Consider the following 24,705-nt stretch of genomic DNA (forward strand, 5'->3'; position numbering starts at 1 on the left):
TATGCCGCATTGTGACCGCTGACGGTCATCGCGCTTGGCTCGAGGCCTCTTCACCAAGCCAGTCCCGGGGCACCAGATAGGCATCCAGCGCCGCCTCGGGAGAGCCGGGTTGCGGCCGGTAGTCGTACTGCCAGCGGGCCAGCGGCGGCATCGACATCAGGATGGACTCGGTGCGACCGCCGCTCTGCAGGCCAAACAGGGTGCCACGGTCCCAGACCAGGTTGAATTCTACGTAGCGACCTCGCCGATACAGCTGGAATTCACGTTCGCGCTCGCCCCAGGAGGTATCGCGACGTCGTTCCACGATGGGCAGATAGGCGTTCAGGAAGCCATCCCCTACCGCGCGCTGAAACGCGAAGCAGCGGTCGAACCCCCCCTCGTTGAGGTCATCGAAGAACAGCCCACCGACACCACGGGTCTCGCCTCGGTGCTTGAGGAAAAAGTAGTCGTCGCACCAGCGCTTGTAGCGGTCGTAGACGTCGTCACCGAACGGCTGGCACAGGTCATGGGCCACCCGGTGCCAGTGACAGGCGTCTTCAAACTGGGGGTAGTAGGGCGTCAGGTCAAAGCCACCGCCAAACCACCATACCGGTGCCTCGCCCTCGGCACTGGCGATAAAGAAGCGCACATTGCCGTGGCTGGTGGGTACGTGGGGATTACGCGGATGCAGCACCCAGGACACCCCCACCGCCTGAAAGCCGCGCCCGGCGAGTTCCGGGCGTGCTGCGGTGGCCGCCGGAGGCAGGGTCGCGCCGTGAACGTGGGAGAAATTGACCCCGCCCTTTTCGAACAGCGCGCCTTCCTCGATGACCCGGGAACGGCCGCCACCGCCTTCCTCACGTACCCAGTCGTCTTCATGGAAGCGCCCTTCGCCGTCGGCCTCGGCCAGGGCCTCGCACAGGCGATCCTGCAATTCCAGCAGGTAGCGTTTGACCTCTTCGAGATTGGGCTCGGACACGTCTGCTCCTGTTGTTGACTAAAAAGCGATGAGTAAAAGCGATGCGTAAAAAGGTGCGCCCAGGGCCGTGCCGAGAGCCATGTCAGTGGCGCAGGGTCTCGCGGCTTAGCAGGTCACGGATGGTGCTGGGGCGAGGATTGCCGCCCAGCGCTCCCGGCACGACCGCGTCCAGCTCGTTGCCGAAGATTCGCCGAATGTCCGCTTCGCTCATGGCCGGCGCTTCGCCTGCCCGGTTGGCCGAGGTGGACACCAGCGGACCGCCGAAGGCACGACACAGCGCCTGTACACCGGGATGATCACTGACCCTCAGCGCCACCTTGTCGTGGCAGCCTCGCACCAGCGACGGGGTGCGGCCATTGTCCGGCACCAGCCAGGTGTTGGGGCCCGGCCAGCTGGCGACAAGAGGCGCATGAAGGTCGGCCGGCAATCCTTCGAGCCAGGGAGCAAACTGCTCGATGGTGGCGGCGATCAGGATCACCCCCTTGGCCGGGTCACGGCGCTTCAGGCGTAACAGCCGGGTCAGCGCCTCTTCGTTGTCGGGATCGCAGCCCAGGCCCCAGACGGCCTCGGTAGGATAGGCAATGACACCGCCACGACGCAGGGCGTCGACGACGGGCACGAGGGAGGAATCGGAATCACTCATGGGGTCGTTATCTGAATCGGTACCGAATCGAAAGATCAGGGTAGGGAGTATCGTTGCGCCATGCTAGCACGGCGTCGTGACTTGCGTCGCACGCCGCTGTCGCCGCCAATGTAGGCGATCCGCCCGTTTCCCCACGGCCATTGGCACCCTGTTCGGCCGGGCCTCGTCATCGATCCGCTAGCTCCCGCCACCATCCAGACGCACCCACCCGCCGGCCACCAGCCCGGCCTGTCCTGCGATCTCGAGCAGCGTCAGTTCACGCTGGCAGGCGGCCACATCGCATCCCGCCAGCCCCACCAGATCGTCCACCGCCAACGGGGTGGCGCTCAGCAGATCGAGCAGCTTGCGACCGGGGGAAGGCGCGGGCCTTGCCCCGGTGCGCTCGGAGGCGCTGTCTAGAGGACTATCGACAGGATTATCGACAGAGCTATCTACAGGACCATCTACATGGCGATCTATATGGCTATCTACAGGATCATCGGCGGCACCAGCCGCAATGTTCTGTGGGATCGCGCGTCGCGGCCCCCAGCACGCCAGTTCCTCGAACAGGTCGTCGGGGTGTCTGACCAGGGCAGCGCCCTCGCGGATCAGCCGCAGGCAGCCCCTGGCCTGGGGCGAGTGGATGGAGCCAGGTAGCGCCAATACCTCGCGGCCCTGCTCACCGGCCAGGCGGGCACTGACCAGCGAGCCACTGTGTTCGGCGGCCTCCACCACCAGCACACCGCAGGACAGCCCGGTGACGATGCGGTTGCGTCGAGGAAAATCCCCCGAGCGAGGCCGCACGCCAGGGGGAGACTCCGCCAGCAGCAGGCCACCGTCGTCGCGCAGGCGCCGATACAGGGCGCCGTGCTGGCCGGGATAGACCACATCGACGCCGCCGGCCAGCACCGCGATACTGCGCCCCCCAAGATCCAGCGCCGCCGCCTGGGCGGCACCGTCGATGCCGAGCGCCATGCCGCTGACCAGACACCAGCCGGCCTCCGCCAGCGCCACCGCAAAACTGCGCGCATTGACCAAGCCTTCGCGGGTGGGCCGCCGCGACCCCACCAGAGCAAGCCTCGGCGGTACCAGGGCATCGAGATCGCCAAGCGCCCACAGCAGCACCGGCGGGTCCGGGATCTGGTCGAGCAGGGCCGGCCAGCGCGGATGATCGGGATGCAGCAGATGGCGTGCCTCGGCCCGCTCATGGAGGCGGCCTCCATTGGCAGCGCTGCGCTCTTTGCTGCCGTCGCCGGCCAGCCACGCCTCGGCCTGCTCGATCAACGCCGTCAGCGGGCTGCGCCTGGGATGATCCAGCCACAAGCGCAGTTCCGCCGCGGCCCCGGGTGGCAGCCGGGCCAGCCAGCCACCGGGCCAGTCAGGGTTTAACTGGCGCAGGCGAGCCAACCGTCGTGGGCCCACCTGAGGCAGTGCGTTCAACGCCATCCAGCGTGCGAAGCCAAGTTCCATGACAGAGCCCTCCCTGGCCGAGTGCCGGCAGTATAGGCAGGCAGGCGCGATACGCCTTGGCGGTCTTCGCCGTCTCGGCTCCAGGCGGTGCGCGACGGCGATTCTGGCATGTTATAGTAGCGACCTATCACGCTCATTGGCGCCAACGACTATGGTCACCCCCGGCGTCGTCCTAGAATGGGCAACACGAACCGAACGAATAACGGTGGTACCACAGCATGGCCAGACTCCCCATTCTCGAGTTTCCCGACGAGCGGCTGCGCAACAAGGCAGTGCCCGTCGAAAACGTCGATGACGAGGTCCGCCAGCTGGTCGATGACATGCTGGAGACCATGTACGCCGCACCGGGTATCGGCCTCGCCGCCACCCAGGTGGACGTGCATCACCGAGTCATCGTGATCGACGTCAGCGAAGATCAGTCCACCCCGCTGGTGCTGATCAACCCCGAGGTCACCCCGCTGGGGGACGAACGGGAACCGATGCAGGAAGGCTGCCTGTCGATCCCCGAGTACTACGCCGAGGTGCCGCGCGCGCTGCGGGTAAAGCTGAAGGCTCAGGGACGCGACGGCGAGCCCTACGAGCTCGAAGCCGACGGACTGCTGGCCCACTGCATCCAGCATGAGCTCGACCACCTAGAGGGCGTGCTGTTCGTCGACTACCTGTCACCGCTCAAGCGTGACCGGGTGATGAAGAAGATGCAAAAGCGCCATCGCCAGATGCAGGGCGCCTGAGCCGCTGCGCAGCCCTCAGGCCGCCGCCATCTCGGCCCAGAAATAGCCATTGCCTCGGCCCCGCAACCGCCTACGACGAAGACCGACAACGTGAATCACGTTGTCGGTCTTCGTCGTTTCGCCCGTCTCCGTTACTATTGTCCCCGCATTCTTCGGCCAAGGCCCTGAACATGACCCGATCGCTGCGCGTGATCTTCGCTGGCACGCCCGACTTCGCCGCCGAGAGTCTCTCGGCGCTGCTGGCCAGTCACCACCAGGTGATTGCCGTCTATACCCAACCCGATCGCCCCGCCGGACGCGGCCGCAAGCTGACGCCAAGCCCGGTCAAGTCGCTGGCGCTGGAGCACGGCCTGCCGGTGTACCAGCCCGAGCGGCTCAGGGACGAAGCCGAACAGCGCGCCTTGGCGGCGCTGGACGCCGACGTCATGGTGGTGGTGGCCTACGGCCTGATCCTGCCGCTGCCGGTACTCGAGGCACCGCGCCTGGGCTGCCTCAACGTCCACGCCTCGCTGCTGCCACGCTGGCGCGGTGCAGCGCCGATTCAGCGGGCGATCGAGGCCGGCGATGACGAAAGCGGCGTCACCATCATGCAGATGGACGAGGGACTCGATACCGGCGACATGCTGATCATCCGGCGCACCGAGATCCTGCCCACCACCACCGGCGGCGAGTTGCACGATCGCCTGGCCGAGATCGGTGGCAAGGCCATGGTCGAGGCCCTCGACCGACTCGCCGACGGTGAGCTTGCCGCCACGCCGCAGCCCGAACAGGGCGTCACCTACGCCTCCAAGCTCAGCAAGGCCGAGGCCGAGCTGGACTTCGCCCAGCCCGCCGCGACCCTGGCCGCCCGGGTGCGCGCCTTCAATCCCTGGCCGGTGACCTGGTGCGCGCTGGGCGATGAGCGCCTGCGTATCCACCTGGCCGAGCCGGCCGATGACGGCGCACCAGAGTCGCCCGGCACCATCACCCGCGCCGACACCGAGCTGCTGGTGGCCTGTGGCGCCGAGGGCCGCGAGCGCCTTCGCATCACCCGGGCCCAGCTGCCCGGCGGCAAGGCGCTCGCGGTATCCGAGCTGTTGCGCGCCAGGGCCGAACGCTTTCCCCAGGGCGCGCTGCTGGGACGTCCTTTCCCGGAGACCTCCGCATGAGCGATTCTCAACCCCCACGCGATCGCAAGCCACCCCATCATGGCCGTCGTCACGCCAACGCCCGACGCGACATGGGTGACTGTGTCCGCGCCGCCGCGGCCAAGGCGCTGGTGCCGGTGATCACCGGCAAGGGCTCACTGGCCACCCTGGACGACCATCAGGTGGTGGCCCGCGACCGAGCCCTGTTCAAGGCCATGTGCTTCGGCGTCTGCCGCACCCTGCCACGGCTCGAGGCACTGGCCGCCCAGCTGCTCGAGAAACCGTTCAAGAGTCGCGATGCCGACATCCAGGCGCTGCTGCTGCTGGGCGCCTATCAACTCCTGTACCTGCGCATCCCGGCCCACGCGGCGGTAGGCGAGACCGCCGGTGCCGCGCGACTGCTCGGCAAGGCCTGGGCCACCCGGGTACTCAACGGCTGTCTGCGCCGGCTGCAGCGCGAGTCGTCGACGCTGGAAGCCGAAGTCGACCGTGACCCGGCGGTGGCGCTGTTGCACCCACGCTGGTGGCTCAAGTCGCTGCGTCAGGCCTGGCCCGATGACTGGCAAGCGATCTGCGAGGCCAACAACCAGCCCGGACCGATGACCCTGAGGGTCAATCGTCGCCACAACGACCGCGAGCAGTACCTGGATATCCTCGACGGTGCCGGCATCTCCGCAAGGCTATGCGCCCACGCCCCGGACGGGCTGGTGCTGGAAACCGCCCGCGACGTGGAGGCCCTGCCCGGCTTCGCCCAGGGCCACGTCAGCGTCCAGGACGAGGCCGCCCAACTGGCCGCGGTACTGCTTGGCCCGGTGGTGGCACCGCGGCCAGGTGCACGGGTGCTCGACGCCTGCTGCGCCCCCGGTGGCAAGACCGCTCACCTGCTCGAGCTGTTCGACGTCGACCTGCACGCCATCGACTCCGATGCCGCGCGCCTGGCACGGGTGGAAGACACCCTGACTCGTCTGGGCCTGTCGGCGACCCTGGCCCAGGGCGACGCCACCGAGCGTGACTGGTGGGACGGCACCCCGTTCGACGCCATCCTGCTCGACGCCCCCTGCTCCGGCAGTGGCGTCATCCGCCGTCATCCCGACATCAAGCGCCTGCGTCGGCCCAGCGACATTGCCCAGCTTGCCCAGCTGCAGCGCGCGTTGCTCGACAATCTGTGGCCGCTGCTCAAGCCCGGCGGCACCTTGCTCTACGCCACCTGCTCGGTGCTGCCGGAAGAGAATCGCGACCAGATCCGCGACTTTCTCGCGCGCACCCCGGACGCCAGCGAGCAGATGCCCGACGGCATCGCCTGGGGCCAGGTTTCCGGGGCCGGACGCCAACTGTTACCGAAGGTCGACAGCCATGACGGCTTCTTCTATGCCAGACTGGTGAAGGCGGGCCGCTAGTCCGACCAGGACGTCGGCCTGGCCGCCCGTGACCTATGCTTCTCCAACAGGGAGTCTGTATGAGCCAACACGTCTACAAGCAGATCGAGTTGACCGGTTCCTCGGAAACCAGCATCGAAGATGCGGTGCAGCGGGCCATCACCAAGGCCTCGGAAACCGTGCATGACCTTCGCTGGTTCGAGGTGACCGATACCCGCGGCCATATCGAGAATGGCCGGGTGGCCCACTGGCAGGTCACGGTCAAGGTCGGCTTCACCCTCGACTGACCTCCGAGGCTGATTCGACCCGGAGACCCACGGGACTTGCATTGCACGAGTCCTGCGGTGTTTCCTTTCAGCACAGGGCGGGACTCTCCCGCCCTGTTGTACTGTTCAGAGCTCGGGTATGCTGGCTCAATGCTGCGACGCACCATAGGCTCTGAACCCCTCTTCGGACACGACGACGATGAAGATCATCATTCTCGGCGCCGGCCAGGTTGGCGGCACCCTGGCGGAGCACCTGGCCCGCGAGGAGAACGACATCACGGTGGTGGACACCGACGGTGAGCGCCTGCGCGAGTTGCATACTCGGCTCGACATCCGCACCGTCTCCGGGGCGGCCTCCTACCCCATGGTGCTACGCCAGGCCGGCTGCGAAGACGCCGACATGCTGATCGCGGTGACCAACTCCGACGAGGTCAACATGATCGCCTGTCAGGTCGCCCATACCCTGTTTCGTACCCCGACCAAGATTGCCCGAGTGCGCGCCACCGCCTACCTGGCGCGCAAGGGACTGTTCGCCCACGAGGCGGTGCCCATCGACGTGCTGATCAGCCCCGAGCAGGTGGTCACCGACCATATTCGCCGGTTGATCGAGCACCCCGGCGCCCTGCAGGTGCTGGAATTTGCCGGTGGACTGGTCCAGCTGGTGGCGGTCAAGGCCTTCTACGGCGGTCCGCTGGTCGGCCAGGAGCTCGGCTTCCTGCGCCGTCACATGCCCAGCGTCGACACCCGGGTGGCCGCCATCTACCGGCGCAACCGTCCGATCATTCCGCGTGGCGACACCGTGATCGAGGCCGACGACGAGGTCTTCTTCATCGCCGCCCGGCGCGATATCCGCGCGGTGATGAGCGAGCTGAGGCGACTGGATCGCGACTTCCGCCGGGTGGTGATCGCCGGCGGCGGCAACATCGGCGAGCGCCTGGCCGAACACCTCGAGCACAGCCACCAGGTCAAGATGATCGAGCACAGCCTCGAGCGCTGCACCCAGCTCTCCGAACGCCTCGACCGCACCGTGGTACTGCACGGCAGCGCGACCAGCAAACGCCTGCTGGAAGAGGAGAACATCGAGGACTGCGACATCTTCTGCGCGCTGACCAACGACGACGAGGTCAACATCATGTCGTCGATGCTGGCCAAGCGCATGGGTGCCAAGAAGGTGCTCACCCTGATCAACAACGCCGCCTACGTGGATCTGGTCCAGGGCGGCGAGATCGACATCGCCATCTCGCCCCAGCAGGCCACCATCGGCAGCCTGCTGACCCATGTGCGCCGCGGTGACATCGTCAACGTCCACTCGCTGCGCCGCGGCGCCGCCGAGGCCATCGAGGCCATCGCCCACGGCGACAGCCAGTCCTCCCGGGTGGTCGGTCGTGCCATCGGCGACATCGACCTGCCCGGTGGCTCCACCATTGGCGCGGTGGTGCGCGGCAAGGAAGTGCTGATCGCCCACGACGACGTGGTGGTGGAGAGCGGTGACCACGTCATCCTGTTCGTCGTCGACAAGCGCAAGATCCGTGACGTCGAACGCCTGTTCCAGGTCGGATTGACCTTTTTCTGATGGGCGCGCCCCTCGCCCCTGCCGCCATACCAAGGAGAGCCGCCGCATGAGTCCGATGCCGACCGGGCTTGAGACGACGACCCGTCCCGACATGTCCCCCGCCTGTTGCTGTCAGCCAGGAGGCAGGACGCCATGAGCCTGAGGATGATCCTGCGCATTCTCGGGCTGCTGCTGATGATGTTCAGCCTGACCATGGTGCCGCCCATCGCCATCTCGCTGTTGTTCGGCGACGGCACCTGGGACGCCTTTCTGATCGCCATCGCCATCACCGTGCTGACCGGCGCGCTGATGTTCCTGCCCAATCGTCGTGCCCGGCGGGAATTGCGCACCCGCGACGGCTTTTTGATCGCCGCCATGTTCTGGACGGTGCTGGGGCTGTTCGGTTCGCTGCCGCTGATGCTCACCGGCAGCACCGCACTGTCGTTCACCGACGCGGTGTTCGAGTCGTTTTCGGGGCTGACCACCACCGGCGCCACGGTAATCACCGGCATCGACTTCCTGCCCGAGGCGATCCTCTACTACCGTCAGCAGCTGCAGTGGCTCGGTGGCATGGGCATCGTGGTGCTGGCGGTGGCGATCCTGCCGACCCTGGGGGTCGGCGGCATGGCGCTGTACCGCACCGAGATCCCCGGGCCGCTCAAGGATTCCAAGCTGACGCCGCGGATCACCGAGACCGCCAAGGCGCTGTGGTACATCTACGCCACCCTGACGGTGGTGTGCATGCTGGCCTACATGGCCGCCGGGATGGACTGGTTCGACGCCCTGGGCCACAGTTTCTCCACCGTGGCCATCGGCGGCTTCTCGACCCACGACGCCAGTATCGGCTACTTCGACAGCGCGGTGATCGAGGCCATCTGCATCGTCTTCATGCTGATCTCCGCACTCAGTTTCAGCCTGCACTTCCTGGCCTGGCGCGAACGCCGCATCGGCCACTACTGGGAAGACTCCGAGGCGCGCTTTCTGTTGCTGTACCTGACGGGGCTGGCCAGCATCACCGTGGTGGTGCTGTGGCTGACCGGTACCGAAGAGACCACCGTGGGACTTCGCCACGGCGTCTTCGAGGTGGTCTCGGTGGCCACCACCGCCGGCTTTTCGGTGGCCGACTTCTCCGCCTGGCCCGGCGCGCTGCCGCTTTTGCTGTTCATCGCCGCCTTCGTCGGCGCCAGCTCCGGCTCCACCGGCGGCGGCATGAAGGTCATCCGCATCATCCTGATCATCAAGCAGGGCATGCGCGAGATCATGCGTCTGATCCACCCCAACGCGGTGATCGCGGTCAAGATCGGCAAGGTCAGCGTACCCGATGGCATCGCCCAGGCGGTGTGGGGCTTCTTCTCGGCCTATGTGCTGCTGTTCTTCCTGATGCTGGTGGGGGTGATGGCCACCGGGGTCGACCAGGTCACCGCCTGGTCCACGGTGGGTTCGGCGCTCAACAATCTGGGGCCGGCGCTGGGCGAGGCCAGTCTGCACTACGGTGACATGCCGACCATGGCCAAGTGGATCCTGGTGATGGCGATGCTGATGGGGCGCCTGGAGATCTTTACCGTTCTGGTGTTGTTTACCCCGGCCTTCTGGCGCAAATAGGACCGATCCTGGCGCCCTTTCCTTTGCCGTAGCCCTTCGCTAGAGGGCGGTGTCGGCACCCGCCACCGCCTCTCGCATCACCGAAAGCGCCCGCTGTGCCCGGGCCGACAGTGGCCACTCGGCGCGCTGGATCAGGTAGAGGGTATCGCTGACCTCGGGAGCGCCCTCGACCACACGGATGGCGTGCTGGTCCTCGAAGGCCTCCCGGGCAAAGCGTGGCAACACGCTGAAGCCCAGCCCCTGGGCCACCGGCGCCAGGATCAGGCCAATCTGATTGGTGAAGCCGCTGCGCGGCCAGCGAGCGTAGCCCGGCGAGCCCGGAAAGCGCCGACTGAGCAGACGGGTCGCCAGGGCCTTGCCGTCCGGATGGTCGATAAAGCCCAGCGCCATCAGCTCATCGAATGTCTCGACACGGGTGTTGGCCGGTACCACCAGTTCCAGCGCCTCGGTGGCAAACTCGCTGACCGTCAGACTGGCGTCGTCGGGACGCTCGCCCACCAGCCCCATCTCCACCTTGCCGTCGATGACGGCCTCGACGATCTCTCGCGTCGGACCGAAGCGATGGCGAATCGCCAGCCCCGGCGCGCGCTTCTGCAACGCCAGCAGACGCGGGTAGATCGCAAGCCCGATGCTCCCTGGCGTCATCAGGCTGATCTCGCCATGATCGTCCAGATCACCGGCCAGGCGCTGGGTGAGGCGCTGATCGACCCGTTCACGTTCGTTCAGATAGTCCAGCAGGGCGTGGCCGGCCGGGGTCAGCTCGAGCCGCCGAGGCCGGCGAATGAACAACAGTCCCAGCTCGGCCTCCAGGCGCTGGATATGCTGGCTGACCGCCGCCTGGGTCAAATCGAGGCGCTCGGCGGCGCGGGTAAAGTTGCCCTGCTCCACCAACGCCTGAAACGAGCGTAGCCAGAGCGGATTTGCCATAAGCATCTATTATCATCACCATAACGTAGCGTCGATTTTCATTATAGCGATCCCGGCCCAGACTGTGCTCATCATTCCTGCATCCAGAGGTGACACTCCATGAGCCAGCAAGACGACTTGGCAAACGCCAACCACGACGCTCCCGCCAACTCTTCAAGCAACTCTCCAAACAGTTATCCCCGCAGCTTCTCCCATATCGGCATCTCGGTGCCGGACGTGGAGGCCGCGGTGGCGTTCTACACCCAGGTGCTGGGCTGGTACCAGATCATGGCGCCGACCACCATCGAGGAAGACGACTCCGCCATCGGCGAGATGTGCACCGACGTCTTCGGCCCTGGCTGGGGCAGTTTCCGTATCGCCCACCTGTCCACCGGTGACCGGGTAGGCGTGGAGCTGTTCGAGTTCGCCAACCACGAGGACCCGGAGAACAACTTCGAGTACTGGAAGACCGGCGTGTTCCACTTCTGCGTCCAGGATCCCGACGTCGAGGGCCTGGCCGAGCGCATCGTCGCCGCCGGCGGCAAGAAGCGCATGCCCAAGGTGCGCGAGTACTATCCCGGCGAGAAGCCCTACCGGATGATCTACATGGAAGATCCGTTCGGCAACATCCTCGAGATCTACTCCCACAGCTACGAACTGACCTATTCCGCTGGCGCCTATCAGGACTGAACGCCGGACAATGTCAGCTCGAGGGCAGGCCAGGGTTTGGCCTGCCCTCCTCGTTCATGGATAATCGATCCTTCACATTCTCAAGGCCCCGAGCCCCATGAGCGAGATCGACGACATTGCGCTGGCCGAGCGGCCCGAGACCCGAGGCGGCCCCCGACGTGACCTCCGCGTCGGCGACACCACCTTTACCCTGCTGGGCACCGCCCACGTCAGCGCCGAGAGCGCCGACGAGGTGCGCGACCTGATCGATTCCGGCGACTTCGACGCCGTCGCCATCGAGCTGTGCGACGCCCGCCACAGCAACCTGGCCAATCCCGACGCCCTGGGTGACCAGGACCTGTTCCAGATCTTTCGTCAGGGCAAGGCCGGCATGGTCGCCGCCAACCTGGCCCTCGGCGCCTTCCAGCAGCGCATCGCCGAGCAGTCCGGCATCGAGCCCGGTGCCGAGATGCGCGCCGCCCTGGAGGCCAGTCAGCGCCACGAGCTTCCGCTGCTGCTGATCGACCGGGACGTGGGCCTGACGCTCAAGCGGATCTACCAGAACGTGCCCTGGTGGCAGCGCTTTAGCCTGCTGTCGGGCCTGCTCGGCAGCGTGCTGTCGCGCCAGGAAGTCTCCGCCGAGGAGGTCGAGCGGCTAAAACAGGGCGACGTGCTGGAATCCACCTTCAGCGAATTCGCTGCCGAGTCGCAGTCGCTGTTCACCCCCTTGATCAGCGAGCGCGATCGCTACATGGTGATGCGCCTGGCCCAGCAGTGCCCACCTGGCAAGTTCAAGCGGGTGCTGGTGGTGATCGGCGCCGGCCACCTCAAGGGCATGGCCGAGCATCTGGAAGGCCCGCCTGCCGAGGACCCGGCCGAGGAAATCGCCGCGCTGGAGGCCACCCGGCCGCCGTCGAAGGTGTGGAAGATGCTGCCCTGGCTGATCACTGCCCTGGTACTGACCGGCTTCGCCATCGGCTTTTCGCGCAACACCGAGCTCGGCTGGCAGCTGGTGGCGGAATGGTTCGTGATCAACGGCGTGCTGTCAGGAGGCGCCACCCTGTTGGCCCTGGCCCACCCGGTCACGGTGATCGCCACGGTGTTCGCCGCCCCGTTGACCTCGCTCAATCCGACCATCGGTGCGGGCTTCGTCGCCGCCGGGGTGGAACTGGCCATGCGCAAGCCCAAGGTGCGCGACTTCTCCACCCTGCGTCACGACGTTACCCAGGTGAAGGGCTGGTGGAAGAACCGTGTCTCGCGCACCCTGCTGGTGTTTCTGACGGCGACCCTGGGCTCCGCCGCCGGCACCTGGATCGCCGGTTTTCGTATCGCCGACAGTCTGTTCGGCTAGCCCGGCCGCCTCGTTCGGCACCCTCGCGCCGCCGCCCCCTCGGGCGGCGGTGTCGTTTTGCCGCCCCCTACCATCAACGCGAACCCGCTCCGGGTCCACGCCAGCCCGCCATCGAAACCGGCTCCGAAGCCCGCTTAGACTATGCTCAAAGGAACAGCCTGCTGAACGGAGTCGGCCCCATGACCCGCAGCACCATCGAGGCGCTTCGCCAAGGCGCGAGACGGCGACTCCCACGGCTGGTCTTCGACTATATCGAAGGAGGCTCGGGCGCCGAGCAGGCGCTGGCCGCCAACCTCCAGGCCATGTCACGAGTGGCGCTGGCACCGCGCCTGGCCGACGTCAGCCGGCGCACCCTCGGTACTCGCATTCTGGGCGAAGATATCGCGCTGCCGCTGGTGCTCTCGCCGGTGGCCCTGGGCGGCCTGGCCTGGGCCGACGGGGAACGCCTGGCCGCACGCGCCGCTGCGCGAGCCGGGGTCCCCTACACCGCCGCCACCCTGTCCAACGCCCCCCTTGCGCATATCGCCAGGGACTGCCCGCGCCCACCCTGGTTTCAGCTGTTCGTGTTCAAGGATCGCGCCCTCAGCGAGCGACTGATGGACGACGCCCTGAGTCTCGGCTGCCGTGTGCTGGTGCTGACCATCGATATGCCGCTGCTGGCCGATCACCACCGGGGACTCGGCCACGGCGTCAGGCCCGATCCGGCCACCGCCCTCAAGCTCGCCTGGGGGCTGGGCCGTCACCCCGGCTGGTGGTGGCGCCACCTGCGCAGCCGTCGTTTCGCCCTGGGCAATCTGGACGGAGCGCTCTCGGCCCCGGACGGCATCGCCTCACTCGCCAGTTGGCTCGACGACCAGCTCGATCCCTCACTGGGGTGGAGTGATCTGGGCTGGGTCCGCGCCCGCTGGCCAGGCGCGCTGGTCGTCAAGGGTGTACTGGACGCAGACTCGGCGCGCCAGGCCGCCGAGCAGGGGGCCGACGCCGTGGTGGTGTCGAATCACGGGGGGCGCCAACTGGACGCCGCCAGGGCCACCATCGCGGCGCTTCCCGAGGTGGCGGCGGCGGTGGGCGAGCGTCTCGAGGTGCATCTGGATGGAGGGATTCGCAGCGGCCTGGACATCCTTCGGGCGCTGGCCCTGGGCGCCGACGCCGTGCATATCGGCCGTCCCTATCTGTACGGACTGGCCGACGCGGGCGAAGCCGGCGTCGAGCGCTGCCTGTCGATCCTGCGCCGGGAGCTGGATCAGGGCCTCGCCATGTGCGGCTGTTCGAGTATCAGGGAAGTGGATGCACGCGCGCTGGCAGCGAACGGCGATCTCATCGATCGTTAGCCGGGCGGCGGCGCTGCGCCACAGTCGTTGCCTTCCGCCAGGCGCCACCGGTAATTGTCGCGTTGTATCGCGCGGGAAATCGCCTCTTTGGCGACGTGATTGCCGACCTGATCCCCGGGGCTCTTTTCCTTGACCATCGTCTCGGCAGAGCGTCCAGCGGGCGCCTCGGCATCGAACGCCAACATGGGCAGGTTCACCGTGATCGGCTGGCGCAGCGTATCCGGGACCATCTCCATCACCTCGATCCACAGCGTCCGGTAGCCGTCGCGCTCGATCTTCCAGCACTGAGGACGGAGCCCGCTTGCTGCCATCAACAACTGCCCACCGATATACGAATGTCCCGGAATGCCGAACCGCCCGTTGCTGTCGGTCACATCGGCGGCCTCGGCAAAGGCCTCGGCCGAGACCCTGGCCCCCGCCAGTGGGGCCCCGGTACGGGCGTCGATGACCTGCCCCAGCAATGGCTGGCGCGCCCAGCGCTCACTGATCACCGGCACGCAGCCAGAAACCAGCGACATCAGTACCAGCAACAGTGCCAGCACCGCCATCAACGAGATGCTTCGCCGACCACCCGTCGCCAGCCTCATGGGACTTCGCCTGTGCAGAATCGTCGACAGAAACTCTACGCCATCCCTGGCCCATCGTTTCAACGCTGGGCGGGCCGGTAGTGGTGCAACAGTTCCAGACCGTCAGGCCAGCGAACGACCGGCTACACGCAGGCGACTGTACTCTTCCAGCGCCGATGATTCGGTCATGCTGCAGATCCAGTCATGCACGAGGCGTCCACGATGGTAGGCCTCCCAGACCTCGCGGCTCGCCCCTTCCCAGGGCTGCGCCATGGCCTGGCGGTACACCCTGAGCACGCCGGGCGGCAACCGCTTCACCCACAGCGTCAGCCGCGGCGAGGCGCCATGGCCCTCGTCCAGCAGTCGCACGAAGGCCGCTTCCGGCAGGCGCAACGCCGGCAGGGCGGCATCGAGCAGTCCACATAAGGTGCGGTAGCCCTCGAGCTCCAGCCGTTCCAGCTCCGGATCCCGATATTCGACCCGGGTGGCCAGGCTGTCGAAGGCCTCGAGCAGAGCGCGACAGCCGACCTCCGCGCTCAGCAGCCTCAACTGAGGCTGTCCCTCCCGGATGTTCTCCAGGTGGGCCACGAAGGCATCGGCGGCGTGATTGACCAGGGTGCGCCCCAGCGCCAGTCGCAGGTAGTGAAAGAAGCGCCCCAGTTCCTCGACGTTGTCCCGCTCATAGCGGCGCAGCGCCCAGTCCAGCATGCCACCGAGGCTCCAGCGGCGTACTACTCCGTGGCGCGAGAAGCGCCGCTCCTCCAGACTCGCCCAGGGCTCTCCCTGGCGGGCCAGCCCCTCTATGTAGGCCTGTTTGAGCGATGCCACCAGGGACGTCGGGTCGATCAACCCCCGCTCCACCACCGCCTCCAGACGAGACAGGGTCCGTGCAATGACCTCGGCGGCATCCACTACATAGCTGGCCGGATGGCGATGATCCTGGCCCAGCCCCAGGACACCACGCATGGCCGTCTCCTGGTCGCTCTCGGCACGATAGCAGTAGCCCTGGCGGCCACGGCCATCGTCGCCCACTTCGCGCCACACCGCCTGCTCACCCAGCAGCACCGCGCCCTGGACATGGGTCAGCGAGATCCCCTCCTGCTTGCCGATGGTGCGGAGCGCCTGGGCCTGGGCGTCGAAACGACACAGCTCGTTGAGCAGGGCCGCGCCCTGGATATCGTCCTTGGCCAGCGGCAGCTGGCGGCCTCCCAGGGCCGACATATGGCTGTCGAACCAACCGCAAAGCGCAAGTTCTCCGGCCTGACCAAAGGGAGGTCGACCGATATCACGCAGCAGGCTGCCCACCTCGACCAGACAGATGAAGGCGTCTTCCAGACCATCGAGGCCACAGTCACCCGCCCGCTTGCCCAGCTTGCGATAGACCATCTGCACGATCCGGCGCCCCATCTGCTGCCGCTCCAGCGAGGCCGACAGCAGGCGCCTCTGGCTTGCGTGAGCCAGCACCGCGCCCTGCTGGGGCAGCAGCTGCAATCGACGCAGGCTGGCACTGTGGACGACCCGGGTACGGTCCTTTTCCAAGCGACGCTCCAGCGTCGCCACGGAAAATGCGGCATCACCATCCACCGCCAGCGATGGACAGCGATCTCCCGGGAGAGGTCGGCAGGGGTGAAAACGCCTACGAAAATCCATAACGCTCCTCGTGCGCCAAGCCGCACAGATTGACGAAACTGTGTCAAAAGAAGAGCGTCTCCCAGAAAAAGCCCGGGCGAACTAGGATATTCGCGACACCACAAGCCAGCAGTCGTGGATAGGGAATGTAGTTCTATACCGACAGGTCCGAAAAAACCCGCTCAATACGGCATAGTTATGCGTATACCGACACCGATCCTGGCGTTGTCGTCGCCTCGCCTCGATGCCTGACCACGCCCTCTCACCCTCGCCGGGCGGCCAACCTGCGCATGGCCGGGCTTGGCGTCTCGATCTTGTGGTAGCGCCGACTGGCGGCGTAGCTGTCGTTGAAGACGTCGAAGTAATCGTCGAGCACCGAAGCGGCGTCTTCCTCGCCGCTCTGACGCAATAGCTCGGCGGCCACCTCGGCGGTGCACAGATGCGCCTGGGAAGCGGGCTTGCGCAACCGATAACGCGTCAGTCGATCGGTTCTCAACGGCAGTACCGGCAGGCGTTCCAGGTAGGGGCTCTTGCGAAAGATCCGCCGCGCCTGACGCCATGTGCCGTCGAGTAGGATCAGCACCGGGATACGCTCCCGGGGGACTCGCCGGACCGCCTCCACCTCGACCACGCGGTCAGCGTAGTCGGGCTGGTCGTCGGGGAATACCACGAAGGGGGCGTAACGCTCGTCGGCCAGGAGCGCCAGCAGCTGTTCATCGGGCGTGGTGCGATACCAGGTGAAGACTCGGGTGGGCGCCAGCACGTCGGCGATCAGACGGCCGGTGTTGGTCGGCTTGTGGTGCTCCAGCGGATGGGTGATCAGCCACACCTGTACCCGAGAGTCGGCCTTGGCCTGATAGGGGCACAGGCAGTTGAGTTCGGGCAGATTGCAGCCGGCGCAACGGGTGACGAAACTGCCGCGCGCCTTGAACTCTCGTCGCGGGGGACGCGGATGACCGGTGGCAGGGTCCCTGTCGAGGCTCGGGCTCTCGCCGAGGTGCGGATCCCCGACAGCGCTCGGCTCACCCGGATGACGATCGGCGGACGCCTCCTCGGTGGTTGAAGCTTCCTGAGCCGAGCCGGAATCTTCGGAGCGGGCGTCTTGCTGGGAGGGGGCGGAATCGGCGAAACGAGAGTCACACATGGGCGGGATGCAGGCTGCGGCAAAGGGCGCCCAATCTACCACGCCCCATTGCCTGCGTCAGGCAAGCCACGCGAAAGGTTGGCGCTCCTGGCAGCGGCTCAGGTCGCCGTACCGACGGCTCTCTAGAAAACCCGCTCGACGGCGCCACCATCGCCCGGGCCTAGGCCAATTGCGGCATGAACAGTCGACCTTCACGCTGCCAGTGACGGGTCAGGGCGGGCACGCCCTCACCTGCCGGCATCACCAGCCGGGCAACGCCAGCAGGCACCCTGAGCGATTCGTCGGGGTCCACCAGCACGCAGTCGGCATCGAAGGGCAGTTCGTTGATCAGGGCCGCCGCCGGCATCACCGCCAGCGAAGTGCCGACCACCAGCAACAGGTCCGCCTCGGCGACGATCTCGCAGGCGTCCTGATAGGCCGGCACCGCCTCGCCAAACCAGACCACGTCCGGGCGCAGCTGGCTGCCACGGTCACAGACGTCGCCCATGGCGATATTGCGACGCCCCAGCGGATAGCGCATGCGTTCGTCCACCGAGGAGCGCGCCATCATGATCTCGCCATGCAGGTGCAGCACCCGACGGGAGCCCGCTCGCTCGTGCAGATCGTCGATGTTCTGGGTGACGATGCTGACCTCGAAGCCACGCGCCTCGAGGTTGGCCAATGCCCGGTGGGCGGCGTTGGGACGTGCACCACGCACCTGGTCCCGACGGGCGTCATAGAAGCTCAGCACGCGCTGCGGGTCTCGTGCCCAGCCCTCGGGGGTGGCGACGTCCTCGATGGGATGATCCGCCCACAGGCCATCGGCGGCACGGAAGGTCTGGATTCCGCTCTCGGCGCTGATGCCGGCGCCGGTCAGCACCACCAGGTGGGGGGCCTTGGACATGAACTCGCTCCACAGCTTTGAGAGTCTGAATCAGCGCCGCCACGGACTCAGTAGGTCAGGCCCCCGGGGTCCGAGGCGAAGCGCTGCTTGTTGCGATAAGGGTAGACATCGATCACCTGACCGTCGGTGATCGCCGCCTGCAGGCTCTTCCAGTAGTCGGCATCGAAAAGCTCCGGATGCAGTTCGAAGAACAGCTTGCGCAACTGCACATTGGCGAACAGGAAGGGCCCGAATTCCTCGGGGAAAATATCATTGGGTCCCACCGAGTACCAGGGTTCGTCGGCCAGCTCCTGCTCGGGGTAGAGGGGCTCCGGGATATGCCGGAAGTTGCACTCGGTGAGATAGCTCACCTCGTCGTAGTCGTAGAAGATCACCCGCCCGTGGCGGGTCACCCCGAAGTTCTTCAGCAGCATGTCGCCGGGGAAGATGTTGGCCGCCGCCATCTGCTTGATGGCGTTGCCGTAGTCCTTGAGCACCGCACGGGTCTCGGTCTCGTCGCACTGTTCCAGATACAGATTCAGCGGGGTCATCATGCGCTCGGTGTAGCAGTGCTTGATGATGACCTTGTCGTCCTTCAGGTAGACGTTGCTCGGCGCCACTTCCAGCAGATGTTCCAGGCATTCGGGATCGAAGTGGTCCTTGCGCGACACCAGGTAGGAAAACTCCTGGGTATCGGCCATCCGGCCGACCCGGTCATGGCGCTTGACCAGGCCGTACTTCTCGCGCACGTTGTCGCGACTCATCGCCTTGGACGGGTCGAAGCGGTCCTTGATGATCTTGAACACGGTGCGGTGTGACGGCAGCACGAACACCGCCATCACCATGCCGCGCACCCCGGGGGCGATGATGAACTTGTCCTCGCGCCGCGCGATCTGCTGGTTCAGGGCGCGGAAGAACTCGGTCTTGCCGTGCTTGAAGAAGCCGATGGCAGCGTAGAGTTCGCTGATCGGCTTGTCCGGCATCAGCATGTGCAGGTAGGCCACGAACTCACGGGGCACGGTGGCATCGACCTGGAAGTAGACCCGGGTGAAGGAGAAGATGATCGACACCTCGTCGGGCTCGATCAGCACCGTATCCAGGTGCAGCCCCTTGCCCTCCTCGTGGAGCACCGGCAGCACCAGCGGCACCTGCTCGCCATCGCGGTGGATGCGGCCGACCAGGTAGGCGCCCTTGTTGCGGTAGAAGACGCTCTTCAGCAGTTCGATTTCGGTGTCCGTGCCGTCCGCCAGCCCTTGCGGCAGGTGCTCGACCAGAAAGTCACGCGCCAGATGTCCGCAGTGGCCCAGGTCGATGAACTCCATGCCCAGTTCGGCCCCCTCCAGCGCCTCGGCGATGGCCCTTGACCAGTCCCCCTCCACCGCGATGTGTCGGCACAGCTCGATGCCCGAGTGGTGTGACGCGGCGTCCCTGGAGGAGTTGACGAACATCCAGTCATCGCGGATGTGGCGGTGATGAAAGATCGAGCAGAACAGCGAATTGAAGTAGGTCTCGGCCAGCTCGTAGTCGAGTCGCTGACCGATCAGCTCGACATAGTGCCCCTTGGCCTCACGCCAGCACTCGCAGTGGGTCAGGATGTCCTCGTCAAAGGTGCGCTGCAGGCGCCCCAGGGTCTCGTCGACCTTCTCCTGATAGAGGTTGATCCGCTCCGCCGAGGCCTGCTGGGCCTCGCGCCAGGCGGCGTCGCGAAAGCGTCGATTGGCGTCCAGGGTGATCTGCTTGAAGCGCGAGCGGTACTCGTCGAATCCATGCAGGATGGTGGCGGCGATGCGATAGGCAGGGGACAGTTTCATCACGGGGCTCCCGACGGGCGTCAGCTCAGAATGACCGCCGCCGCCACCTTCGGCGAGACGACCAATGTCGACTGTCATGTTGCCGTGCAACATGGCAGCCGCCAAGCCGTCTGTCCAACCCGGCACACTACGCCATCGATCACCTCCCCCACCGCCGCCAAAGACCTATTTGCGCCAGAACATCGGGGTCAACAGTACCAGCACGGTCAGGATTTCCAGGCGGCCCATCAGCATGCCCACACACAACAGCCACTTGGCGGCGTCGGGCAGGGTGGAAAAGTTGCCGGCTGGGCCGATGATATCGCCAAGTCCTGGCCCGACGTTGGCCACCGCCGTGGCCGCCCCGGTCAGTGCCGTGACCAGATCGAGGCCCAGCATGGAGAGGGCCAGGGCGAGGCCGGCGATGGTCAGAAAGAAGAAGAAGGAGAAGGCCACCACGCCCCGGCTGATCTCATCGGACAGCGGCGCACCGTTGTAGCGAGAGACGAAGACCCCATGGGTGTGGATCAAGAAGCGCAGCTGGCTCAGCAGCATCTTGATCGCCACCTGGAAGCGAAAGATCTTCATGCCTCCGCTGGTCGAACCACTGCAGCCACCGACAAAGGTCAGATAGAAGAACGCCATGGCGGCGAACGGGCCCCACTGGCTGTAGTCGTCGCTGGCGTAGCCGGTGGTGGTCACCACCGAGACCACGTTGAAGGCGGTGTGAGTCAGGGCATCGAACATCGCCTCGCCTCGCCATACCCGATAGAGGCTGAGGATCAGCGTCACCACCACCAGTAGCCACACCAGCCCACGGACCTGCTCGTCGCGCCACAAGGCCAGCGGCGAGCCGCGCAGAAAGCGGATGTAGAGCACGAAGGGCAAGGCGCCAAGCAGCATGAAGAAGGTGCCCATCCACAACAGATGCGGCTGGTCGGCGTAGGCCCCGAAGGAGGCATCCGAGTTGGCGAAGCCGCCGGTGGATACCGAGCTCATGGCGTGCACCACCGCGTCCACCGGTGCCATGCCGCCGATACCGTAGGCCAGGATCGCCACCAGGGTGCCCAGGGCGTAGATGCCGAGCGTAGCCTTGGCGATGCCGCCGGTGCGCGGCATCACCTTGTCCGACCAGTCCGAGGATTCGGTCTGAAAAAGGCGCATGCCGCCGACCTTGAGAAACGGCAGGATGGCGATGCCCATGACGATGATGCCGATGCCGCCGAGCCACTGCATCAAACCCCGCCACAGCTTGAGACCATCGGACAGCTGGTCGATATCGGTGAGGATGGTGGAGCCGGTGGTGGTGATCGCCGAGACCGACTCGAACACCGCATTGGTCAGCGACAGATGGGGCGCGCCAAGCACCAGCGGCAGGCTGGCAAAACCGCTGATACTGACCCAGCTCAGGGTGGTCAGCACGAACATCTGCTGGGTCTTGAGCGCCACCGGTATCCGCCAGGTCAGCCACCAGCACATCAGCACCGTGGCCAGCACCACCAGCAGGGAACGAGCGAAGGCCGGCGCGTCGGCGTCGCCTTCCCATACCAGTACCCCCCAGGGCAGCAGCATGAACAGCGCCAGCACCAGCCAAAGTACCGACAGTACCTTGAGGACCGGTGCCCAGTCCCTGCACCAGCGCAGCATCCCTATCCCTCGGGTCATAGCCTGCTCTCTCACCGATTGTCGGCGCTCATCATAGACCAAAGCCGTAGCCAGAGATGCCCCTCGACTCACGGAGTCGTCGCAATCCGGATGACAGATCGCCGCAACATGGCGACAATAGCGCGCCTCGAGCCCGCATTCACGCCATAGGTATCGCCGCGATGTCCCTGCCCTTGCCCATTCTCTACCAGGACGACGATCTGGTGGCGGTGCACAAGCCGTCAGGGCTGCTGGTGCATCGCAGCGCGCTGGCCCGTGGCGAGCGCGAATTCCTGCTGCAGCGCCTGCGCGACCAGTTGGGCCAGCGGGTCTACCCGGTGCACCGGCTCGACCGGCCTACCTCGGGGGTCATGGTGTTCGCGCTGTCCTCGGACATGGCCCGGCGGCTGGCCGAGGCCTTCACCGAGCGCCAGGTGACCAAGCGTTACCTGGCGGTGGTGCGCGGCATCGGCCCCGAGACCGAGCGCATCGACCGGGCACTGCGCGAGGAAGACGGTAGCCGGCCCAAGGCCGAGATGCCGGCGATGCCCGCGATCACCGAGGTGCGCCGACTCGACAGCGTGGAGCTGCCGGTACGTATCGACCGCTACCCTCAGGTTCGCTACTCGCTGATGGAAGCCCGCCCGCTGACCGGCCGGCGCCACCAGATACGCCGTCATCTGTCCGGCATCGGCTACCCGATTATCGGTGACGCCAAGCACGGCAAGGGCAATCACAACCGCTTCTTTCGCGACAGCCTGGACTGCGATCGGCTGCTGCTGGCGGCGACCTCGCTCGAGTTCGAGCACCCTCGCCATCACACCCCGATGGCGCTGTGCTGCCCACTGGACGCCTGCATGACGCGGCTGTTCGACCGTTTCGGCTGGCGCGCCCACCTGCCCCGGCCAGTCAGCACCACCAACGCCAACGTGACCGCAACGACCCAGCGAGATTCCTGATGAGCACTGACCCCAGCGACAACGACTATGACCTGCGCTTTGGTGGTATTCGCCGTCTCTACGGCACCACCGCCAGCGCCCGTCTGGCGCAAGCCCACGTGGTGGTGGTCGGGGTCGGCGGTGTCGGCAGCTGGGCGGTGGAGGCGCTGGCCAGAAGCGGCGTCGGCAAGCTGACCCTGATCGACCTCGACGACGTCTGCGTATCCAACGTCAATCGTCAGCTTCACGCCCTCGACGGCACCATCGGGCGGCCCAAGGTGGAAGTGCTGGCCGAGCGCTGCCGGGCCATCCACCCCGGCATCGAGGTCGTCGCCGATGTCGCCTTCGCCACCCCGACCAATCTCGCCGAACGCATTCCTGAGGACGCCGATCATCTGATCGACGCCATCGACAGCGTGGTGGCCAAGGCCGCACTGATCGCCTGGTGCAAGCGCCGCAAGCTGCCGCTGACGGTCACCGGTGCCGCCGGCGGCCAGACCGACCCCACCCGGATCAAGGTGGCCGACCTGACCCGCACGGAGCATGACCCCCTGCTTGCCAAGGTGCGCTCGCGCCTGCGCCGCGACCATGGCTTTTCGCGCAACCCCAAGCGCCGCTTCAGCGTCGAGTGCGTCTACTCCGACGAGCAGCTGGTCTACCCCGGCCAGGACGGTGAGGTCTGCCACACCAAGCCTGGTGCCGGCGAGTCCACGCGCCTGGACTGCGAGAGCGGCTTCGGCGCCGCCACCTTTGTCACCGGCAGCTTCGGCTTTGTCGCCGCCTCGCGGGCGCTGGCCAGACTGACCCGGGTAAAATGAGCCAGACAAGGAAACGACCATGACAACCCCGCAATCCCCCCTCCCGGTGCCCGGCATCTATCGCCACTACAAGGGCCCGCTCTACGAGGTGACCGGCGTCGCCCACCACAGCGAAAGCGAAGAGGCCCTGGTGGTGTACCGCGCGCTCTACGGGGACTACGGCCTGTGGGTGCGCCCGCTTGAGATGTTCTGCGAGAGCGTCGACGTCGAAGGTGTCACCACTCCGCGCTTTGCCCTCGAGAAGGCGTTCTAGGGCTTGTCTGAAAACTGCTTGCGCTCGGTAATACGGCGTTAAAAATCGGCTGGTGCGCCAGCCCGGTCAAAATGCTCATTTATACCCCGTAAACTGCGCTTTCTCACCGATTTTTGCCTTGTCAAACCATCGCTCGTCGACTTTTCCGACAGCGCCTAGCAGGCCCTGACGGCGCCCGGATCCATGTCGTCGGTCCGACGCTGCCAGTTCGATAACGCTGGTCCAACAGCGCCAGCCCGGCGACACAAGTCCACACGCCCTGGCCAGCACGCAGGCAACGGAACACGCAGACGCAAAAAGGGGAAGCCGCTGGCTTCCCCTTTTGCTTGCCTGGGCGCTGTCGATGCAATGCGCCAGCGCTGAATCACTCTTCGCCGCCGGCCTTTTGCATTTGCGTCTGCAGATACGCCTGCAAGCCGACCTTGTCCATCAGACCCAGCTCGGTCTCGATGATGTCGATGTGCTCTTCCTCGTCGTCGAGGATCTTCTGGAACAGGTCACGGCTGACGTAGTCCCGCACCTGCTCGCAGTAGGTGATGGCTTCGATCAGGTCGTCACGCCCGGTATGCTCCGCGGCCAGGTCGGCCTCGAGCATCTCGCGGGTGTCCTCGCCGATATGCAGCTTGCCGAGGTCCTGCAGGTTGGGGATGCCTTCGAGAAAGAGGATGCGCTCGATCAGAATGTCGGCGTGCTTCATCTCTTCGATGGACTCGTCGTACTCCCACTTGGCCAGCCGGGCCAGGCCCCAGTCCTTGTACATCTTGGCGTGCAGGAAGTACTGATTGATGGCCACCAACTCGTTGCCCAGCACCTTGTTGAGATGCTCGATGACCTTGGGATCGCCTTTCATGGAAAACTCCTCAATGCTTGCCGGACATGTGCTTGCCGGACATGTGCTTGCCGGACATGTGCTTGCCGGTGATTGCCGACCGGCCGTGGCCAGTCGTCGTTGATCGAACCGTCTTGCATCGGACGCCGCAGAGGCGACGTCTCTCCTTGGCCTCGCCCGCCTTCACAGGGCAACAGACGCGGGGCTACAGACACACTGGCACGACAAGCAATGCCCTACCAGCTCCCGTCAAGAAGCAGTATAGGGCATC

At 66.0% G+C, this 24,705-nt stretch carries 23 protein-coding genes; 12 read left to right on the forward strand and 11 right to left on the reverse strand.

Features of this window, described 5'->3' with window-relative positions:
• Positions 1–25: 25 nt before the first annotated feature.
• From hemF to dprA, 3 genes are all read right to left on the reverse strand, one after another.
• The gene (hemF, locus tag NFI08_RS14780) at positions 26–958 is read right to left on the reverse strand and encodes an oxygen-dependent coproporphyrinogen oxidase (RefSeq protein WP_349590244.1); all 933 of its coding nucleotides are present in this window, start codon (positions 956–958) and stop codon (positions 26–28) included.
• 82 nt (positions 959–1,040) lie between these two features.
• The gene (gene tsaC / locus NFI08_RS14785; RefSeq protein ID WP_045992737.1) at positions 1,041–1,601 is read right to left on the reverse strand and encodes an L-threonylcarbamoyladenylate synthase type 1 TsaC; all 561 of its coding nucleotides are present in this window, start codon (positions 1,599–1,601) and stop codon (positions 1,041–1,043) included.
• A gap of 177 nt (positions 1,602–1,778) precedes the next feature.
• Positions 1,779–3,050, reverse strand: a complete 1,272-nt coding sequence (gene dprA, locus NFI08_RS14790; protein ID WP_349590248.1) for a DNA-processing protein DprA — start codon at positions 3,048–3,050, stop codon at positions 1,779–1,781.
• Positions 3,051–3,268: 218 nt separating this feature from the next.
• On the opposite strand from dprA, the gene def reads away from it, so the two are divergent.
• The 6 genes from def to NFI08_RS14820 all read left to right on the forward strand — a co-directional run bounded on the left by def (position 3,269) and on the right by NFI08_RS14820 (position 9,704).
• Positions 3,269–3,781, forward strand: a complete 513-nt coding sequence (def, locus tag NFI08_RS14795) for a peptide deformylase (RefSeq protein ID WP_349590251.1) — start codon at positions 3,269–3,271, stop codon at positions 3,779–3,781.
• Positions 3,782–3,951: 170 nt separating this feature from the next.
• The gene (gene fmt / locus NFI08_RS14800) at positions 3,952–4,929 is read left to right on the forward strand and encodes a methionyl-tRNA formyltransferase (RefSeq protein ID WP_349590254.1); all 978 of its coding nucleotides are present in this window, start codon (positions 3,952–3,954) and stop codon (positions 4,927–4,929) included.
• Between the two features lie 71 nt (positions 4,930–5,000).
• A complete protein-coding gene (rsmB, locus tag NFI08_RS14805) occupies positions 5,001–6,305 on the forward strand; it encodes a 16S rRNA (cytosine(967)-C(5))-methyltransferase RsmB (RefSeq protein ID WP_045995222.1) in 1,305 nt (434 codons plus the stop codon).
• Positions 6,306–6,364: 59 nt separating this feature from the next.
• Positions 6,365–6,571 carry a dodecin gene (locus tag NFI08_RS14810; RefSeq protein WP_045995219.1) on the forward strand — a complete coding sequence of 69 codons (207 nt, stop codon included), beginning with the start codon at positions 6,365–6,367 and terminating at the stop codon, positions 6,569–6,571.
• Positions 6,572–6,749: 178 nt separating this feature from the next.
• The gene (gene trkA, locus NFI08_RS14815) at positions 6,750–8,123 is read left to right on the forward strand and encodes a Trk system potassium transporter TrkA (RefSeq protein WP_045995220.1); all 1,374 of its coding nucleotides are present in this window, start codon (positions 6,750–6,752) and stop codon (positions 8,121–8,123) included.
• A 132-nt stretch (positions 8,124–8,255) separates the two neighbouring features.
• Complete coding sequence (locus tag NFI08_RS14820) at positions 8,256–9,704, forward strand: TrkH family potassium uptake protein (protein WP_253555265.1); 1,449 nt, start codon at positions 8,256–8,258, stop codon at positions 9,702–9,704.
• A 39-nt stretch (positions 9,705–9,743) separates the two neighbouring features.
• Here NFI08_RS14820 and NFI08_RS14825 read toward each other — a convergent pair whose 3' ends face one another.
• Positions 9,744–10,631, reverse strand: a complete 888-nt coding sequence (locus NFI08_RS14825) for a LysR family transcriptional regulator (protein WP_213228227.1) — start codon at positions 10,629–10,631, stop codon at positions 9,744–9,746.
• Positions 10,632–10,730: 99 nt separating this feature from the next.
• Between NFI08_RS14825 and NFI08_RS14830 the strand changes: the two genes are divergently transcribed.
• The 3 genes from NFI08_RS14830 to NFI08_RS14840 all read left to right on the forward strand — a co-directional run bounded on the left by NFI08_RS14830 (position 10,731) and on the right by NFI08_RS14840 (position 13,961).
• Entirely contained in the window at positions 10,731–11,300 is a 570-nt protein-coding gene (locus NFI08_RS14830; RefSeq protein WP_348815302.1) for a lactoylglutathione lyase family protein, read from the forward strand.
• Between the two features lie 97 nt (positions 11,301–11,397).
• Positions 11,398–12,630 (forward strand): TraB/GumN family protein, encoded by a 1,233-nt coding sequence (locus NFI08_RS14835; protein ID WP_045995236.1) that lies wholly within the window; start codon positions 11,398–11,400, stop codon positions 12,628–12,630.
• Positions 12,631–12,809: 179 nt separating this feature from the next.
• Positions 12,810–13,961 (forward strand): alpha-hydroxy acid oxidase, encoded by a 1,152-nt coding sequence (locus tag NFI08_RS14840; RefSeq protein WP_349590261.1) that lies wholly within the window; start codon positions 12,810–12,812, stop codon positions 13,959–13,961.
• Here the strand turns inward: NFI08_RS14840 and NFI08_RS14845 are convergent.
• The 6 genes from NFI08_RS14845 to NFI08_RS14870 all read right to left on the reverse strand — a co-directional run bounded on the left by NFI08_RS14845 (position 13,958) and on the right by NFI08_RS14870 (position 21,617).
• Entirely contained in the window at positions 13,958–14,548 is a 591-nt protein-coding gene (locus tag NFI08_RS14845; RefSeq protein ID WP_349590264.1) for a carboxypeptidase-like regulatory domain-containing protein, read from the reverse strand. The genes NFI08_RS14840 and NFI08_RS14845 overlap by 4 nt on opposite strands.
• 102 nt (positions 14,549–14,650) lie before the next feature.
• On the reverse strand, positions 14,651–16,177 hold the full coding sequence (locus NFI08_RS14850; RefSeq protein WP_349590267.1) for a hypothetical protein: 1,527 nt from the start codon (positions 16,175–16,177) through the stop codon (positions 14,651–14,653).
• A 241-nt stretch (positions 16,178–16,418) separates the two neighbouring features.
• Positions 16,419–17,300: a tRNA-uridine aminocarboxypropyltransferase gene (locus NFI08_RS14855; RefSeq protein ID WP_222568257.1), complete on the reverse strand. Its 882-nt coding sequence runs from the start codon at positions 17,298–17,300 to the stop codon at positions 16,419–16,421.
• 160 nt (positions 17,301–17,460) lie between these two features.
• Positions 17,461–18,183, reverse strand: a complete 723-nt coding sequence (locus tag NFI08_RS14860; protein ID WP_108131229.1) for an SIR2 family NAD-dependent protein deacylase — start codon at positions 18,181–18,183, stop codon at positions 17,461–17,463.
• 47 nt (positions 18,184–18,230) lie between these two features.
• On the reverse strand, positions 18,231–19,973 hold the full coding sequence (aceK, locus tag NFI08_RS14865; protein ID WP_108131228.1) for a bifunctional isocitrate dehydrogenase kinase/phosphatase: 1,743 nt from the start codon (positions 19,971–19,973) through the stop codon (positions 18,231–18,233).
• 165 nt (positions 19,974–20,138) lie between these two features.
• Positions 20,139–21,617 carry a TrkH family potassium uptake protein gene (locus tag NFI08_RS14870; RefSeq protein WP_349590272.1) on the reverse strand — a complete coding sequence of 493 codons (1,479 nt, stop codon included), beginning with the start codon at positions 21,615–21,617 and terminating at the stop codon, positions 20,139–20,141.
• A gap of 161 nt (positions 21,618–21,778) precedes the next feature.
• Here NFI08_RS14870 and NFI08_RS14875 point away from each other — a divergent pair, with 161 nt between their 5' ends.
• The 3 genes from NFI08_RS14875 to NFI08_RS14885 are packed head-to-tail and all read left to right on the forward strand — an operon-like array spanning position 21,779 to position 23,605.
• Positions 21,779–22,555 (forward strand): pseudouridine synthase, encoded by a 777-nt coding sequence (locus tag NFI08_RS14875; RefSeq protein ID WP_349590275.1) that lies wholly within the window; start codon positions 21,779–21,781, stop codon positions 22,553–22,555.
• Positions 22,555–23,352, forward strand: a complete 798-nt coding sequence (tcdA, locus tag NFI08_RS14880; protein ID WP_045993071.1) for a tRNA cyclic N6-threonylcarbamoyladenosine(37) synthase TcdA — start codon at positions 22,555–22,557, stop codon at positions 23,350–23,352. The genes NFI08_RS14875 and tcdA overlap by 1 nt, the downstream gene beginning before the upstream one ends.
• Positions 23,353–23,371: 19 nt before the next feature.
• The gene (locus tag NFI08_RS14885) at positions 23,372–23,605 is read left to right on the forward strand and encodes a DUF1653 domain-containing protein (protein WP_045993070.1); all 234 of its coding nucleotides are present in this window, start codon (positions 23,372–23,374) and stop codon (positions 23,603–23,605) included.
• Positions 23,606–23,969: 364 nt separating this feature from the next.
• On the opposite strand, the gene bfr is transcribed toward NFI08_RS14885, so the two are convergent.
• Positions 23,970–24,455: a bacterioferritin gene (bfr, locus tag NFI08_RS14890; RefSeq protein WP_045994716.1), complete on the reverse strand. Its 486-nt coding sequence runs from the start codon at positions 24,453–24,455 to the stop codon at positions 23,970–23,972.
• Positions 24,456–24,705: the final 250 nt, after the last annotated feature.

This window comes from Halomonas sp. EF61, from assembly GCF_040147045.1.
GTDB lineage: Bacteria > Pseudomonadota > Gammaproteobacteria > Pseudomonadales > Halomonadaceae > Halomonas > Halomonas litopenaei.

Excerpts from the sequence above, each read along its gene's own strand:
- tsaC (WP_045992737.1), bottom strand. The coding sequence starts at position 1,601 with ATGAGTGATTCCGATTCCTCCCTCGTGCCCGTCGTCGACGCCCTGCGT.
- dprA (WP_349590248.1), bottom strand. The coding sequence starts at position 3,050 with ATGGAACTTGGCTTCGCACGCTGGATGGCGTTGAACGCACTGCCTCAG.
- def (WP_349590251.1), top strand. The coding sequence starts at position 3,269 with ATGGCCAGACTCCCCATTCTCGAGTTTCCCGACGAGCGGCTGCGCAAC.
- fmt (WP_349590254.1), top strand. The coding sequence starts at position 3,952 with ATGACCCGATCGCTGCGCGTGATCTTCGCTGGCACGCCCGACTTCGCC.
- rsmB (WP_045995222.1), top strand. The coding sequence starts at position 5,001 with ATGGGTGACTGTGTCCGCGCCGCCGCGGCCAAGGCGCTGGTGCCGGTG.
- NFI08_RS14810 (WP_045995219.1), top strand. The coding sequence starts at position 6,365 with ATGAGCCAACACGTCTACAAGCAGATCGAGTTGACCGGTTCCTCGGAA.
- trkA (WP_045995220.1), top strand. The coding sequence starts at position 6,750 with ATGAAGATCATCATTCTCGGCGCCGGCCAGGTTGGCGGCACCCTGGCG.
- NFI08_RS14820 (WP_253555265.1), top strand. The coding sequence starts at position 8,256 with ATGAGCCTGAGGATGATCCTGCGCATTCTCGGGCTGCTGCTGATGATG.
- NFI08_RS14825 (WP_213228227.1), bottom strand. The coding sequence starts at position 10,631 with ATGGCAAATCCGCTCTGGCTACGCTCGTTTCAGGCGTTGGTGGAGCAG.
- NFI08_RS14830 (WP_348815302.1), top strand. The coding sequence starts at position 10,731 with ATGAGCCAGCAAGACGACTTGGCAAACGCCAACCACGACGCTCCCGCC.
- NFI08_RS14835 (WP_045995236.1), top strand. The coding sequence starts at position 11,398 with ATGAGCGAGATCGACGACATTGCGCTGGCCGAGCGGCCCGAGACCCGA.
- NFI08_RS14840 (WP_349590261.1), top strand. The coding sequence starts at position 12,810 with ATGACCCGCAGCACCATCGAGGCGCTTCGCCAAGGCGCGAGACGGCGA.
- NFI08_RS14845 (WP_349590264.1), bottom strand. The coding sequence starts at position 14,548 with ATGAGGCTGGCGACGGGTGGTCGGCGAAGCATCTCGTTGATGGCGGTG.
- NFI08_RS14850 (WP_349590267.1), bottom strand. The coding sequence starts at position 16,177 with ATGGATTTTCGTAGGCGTTTTCACCCCTGCCGACCTCTCCCGGGAGAT.
- NFI08_RS14855 (WP_222568257.1), bottom strand. The coding sequence starts at position 17,300 with ATGTGTGACTCTCGTTTCGCCGATTCCGCCCCCTCCCAGCAAGACGCC.
- NFI08_RS14860 (WP_108131229.1), bottom strand. The coding sequence starts at position 18,183 with ATGTCCAAGGCCCCCCACCTGGTGGTGCTGACCGGCGCCGGCATCAGC.
- aceK (WP_108131228.1), bottom strand. The coding sequence starts at position 19,973 with ATGAAACTGTCCCCTGCCTATCGCATCGCCGCCACCATCCTGCATGGA.
- NFI08_RS14870 (WP_349590272.1), bottom strand. The coding sequence starts at position 21,617 with ATGACCCGAGGGATAGGGATGCTGCGCTGGTGCAGGGACTGGGCACCG.
- NFI08_RS14875 (WP_349590275.1), top strand. The coding sequence starts at position 21,779 with ATGTCCCTGCCCTTGCCCATTCTCTACCAGGACGACGATCTGGTGGCG.
- tcdA (WP_045993071.1), top strand. The coding sequence starts at position 22,555 with ATGAGCACTGACCCCAGCGACAACGACTATGACCTGCGCTTTGGTGGT.
- NFI08_RS14885 (WP_045993070.1), top strand. The coding sequence starts at position 23,372 with ATGACAACCCCGCAATCCCCCCTCCCGGTGCCCGGCATCTATCGCCAC.
- bfr (WP_045994716.1), bottom strand. The coding sequence starts at position 24,455 with ATGAAAGGCGATCCCAAGGTCATCGAGCATCTCAACAAGGTGCTGGGC.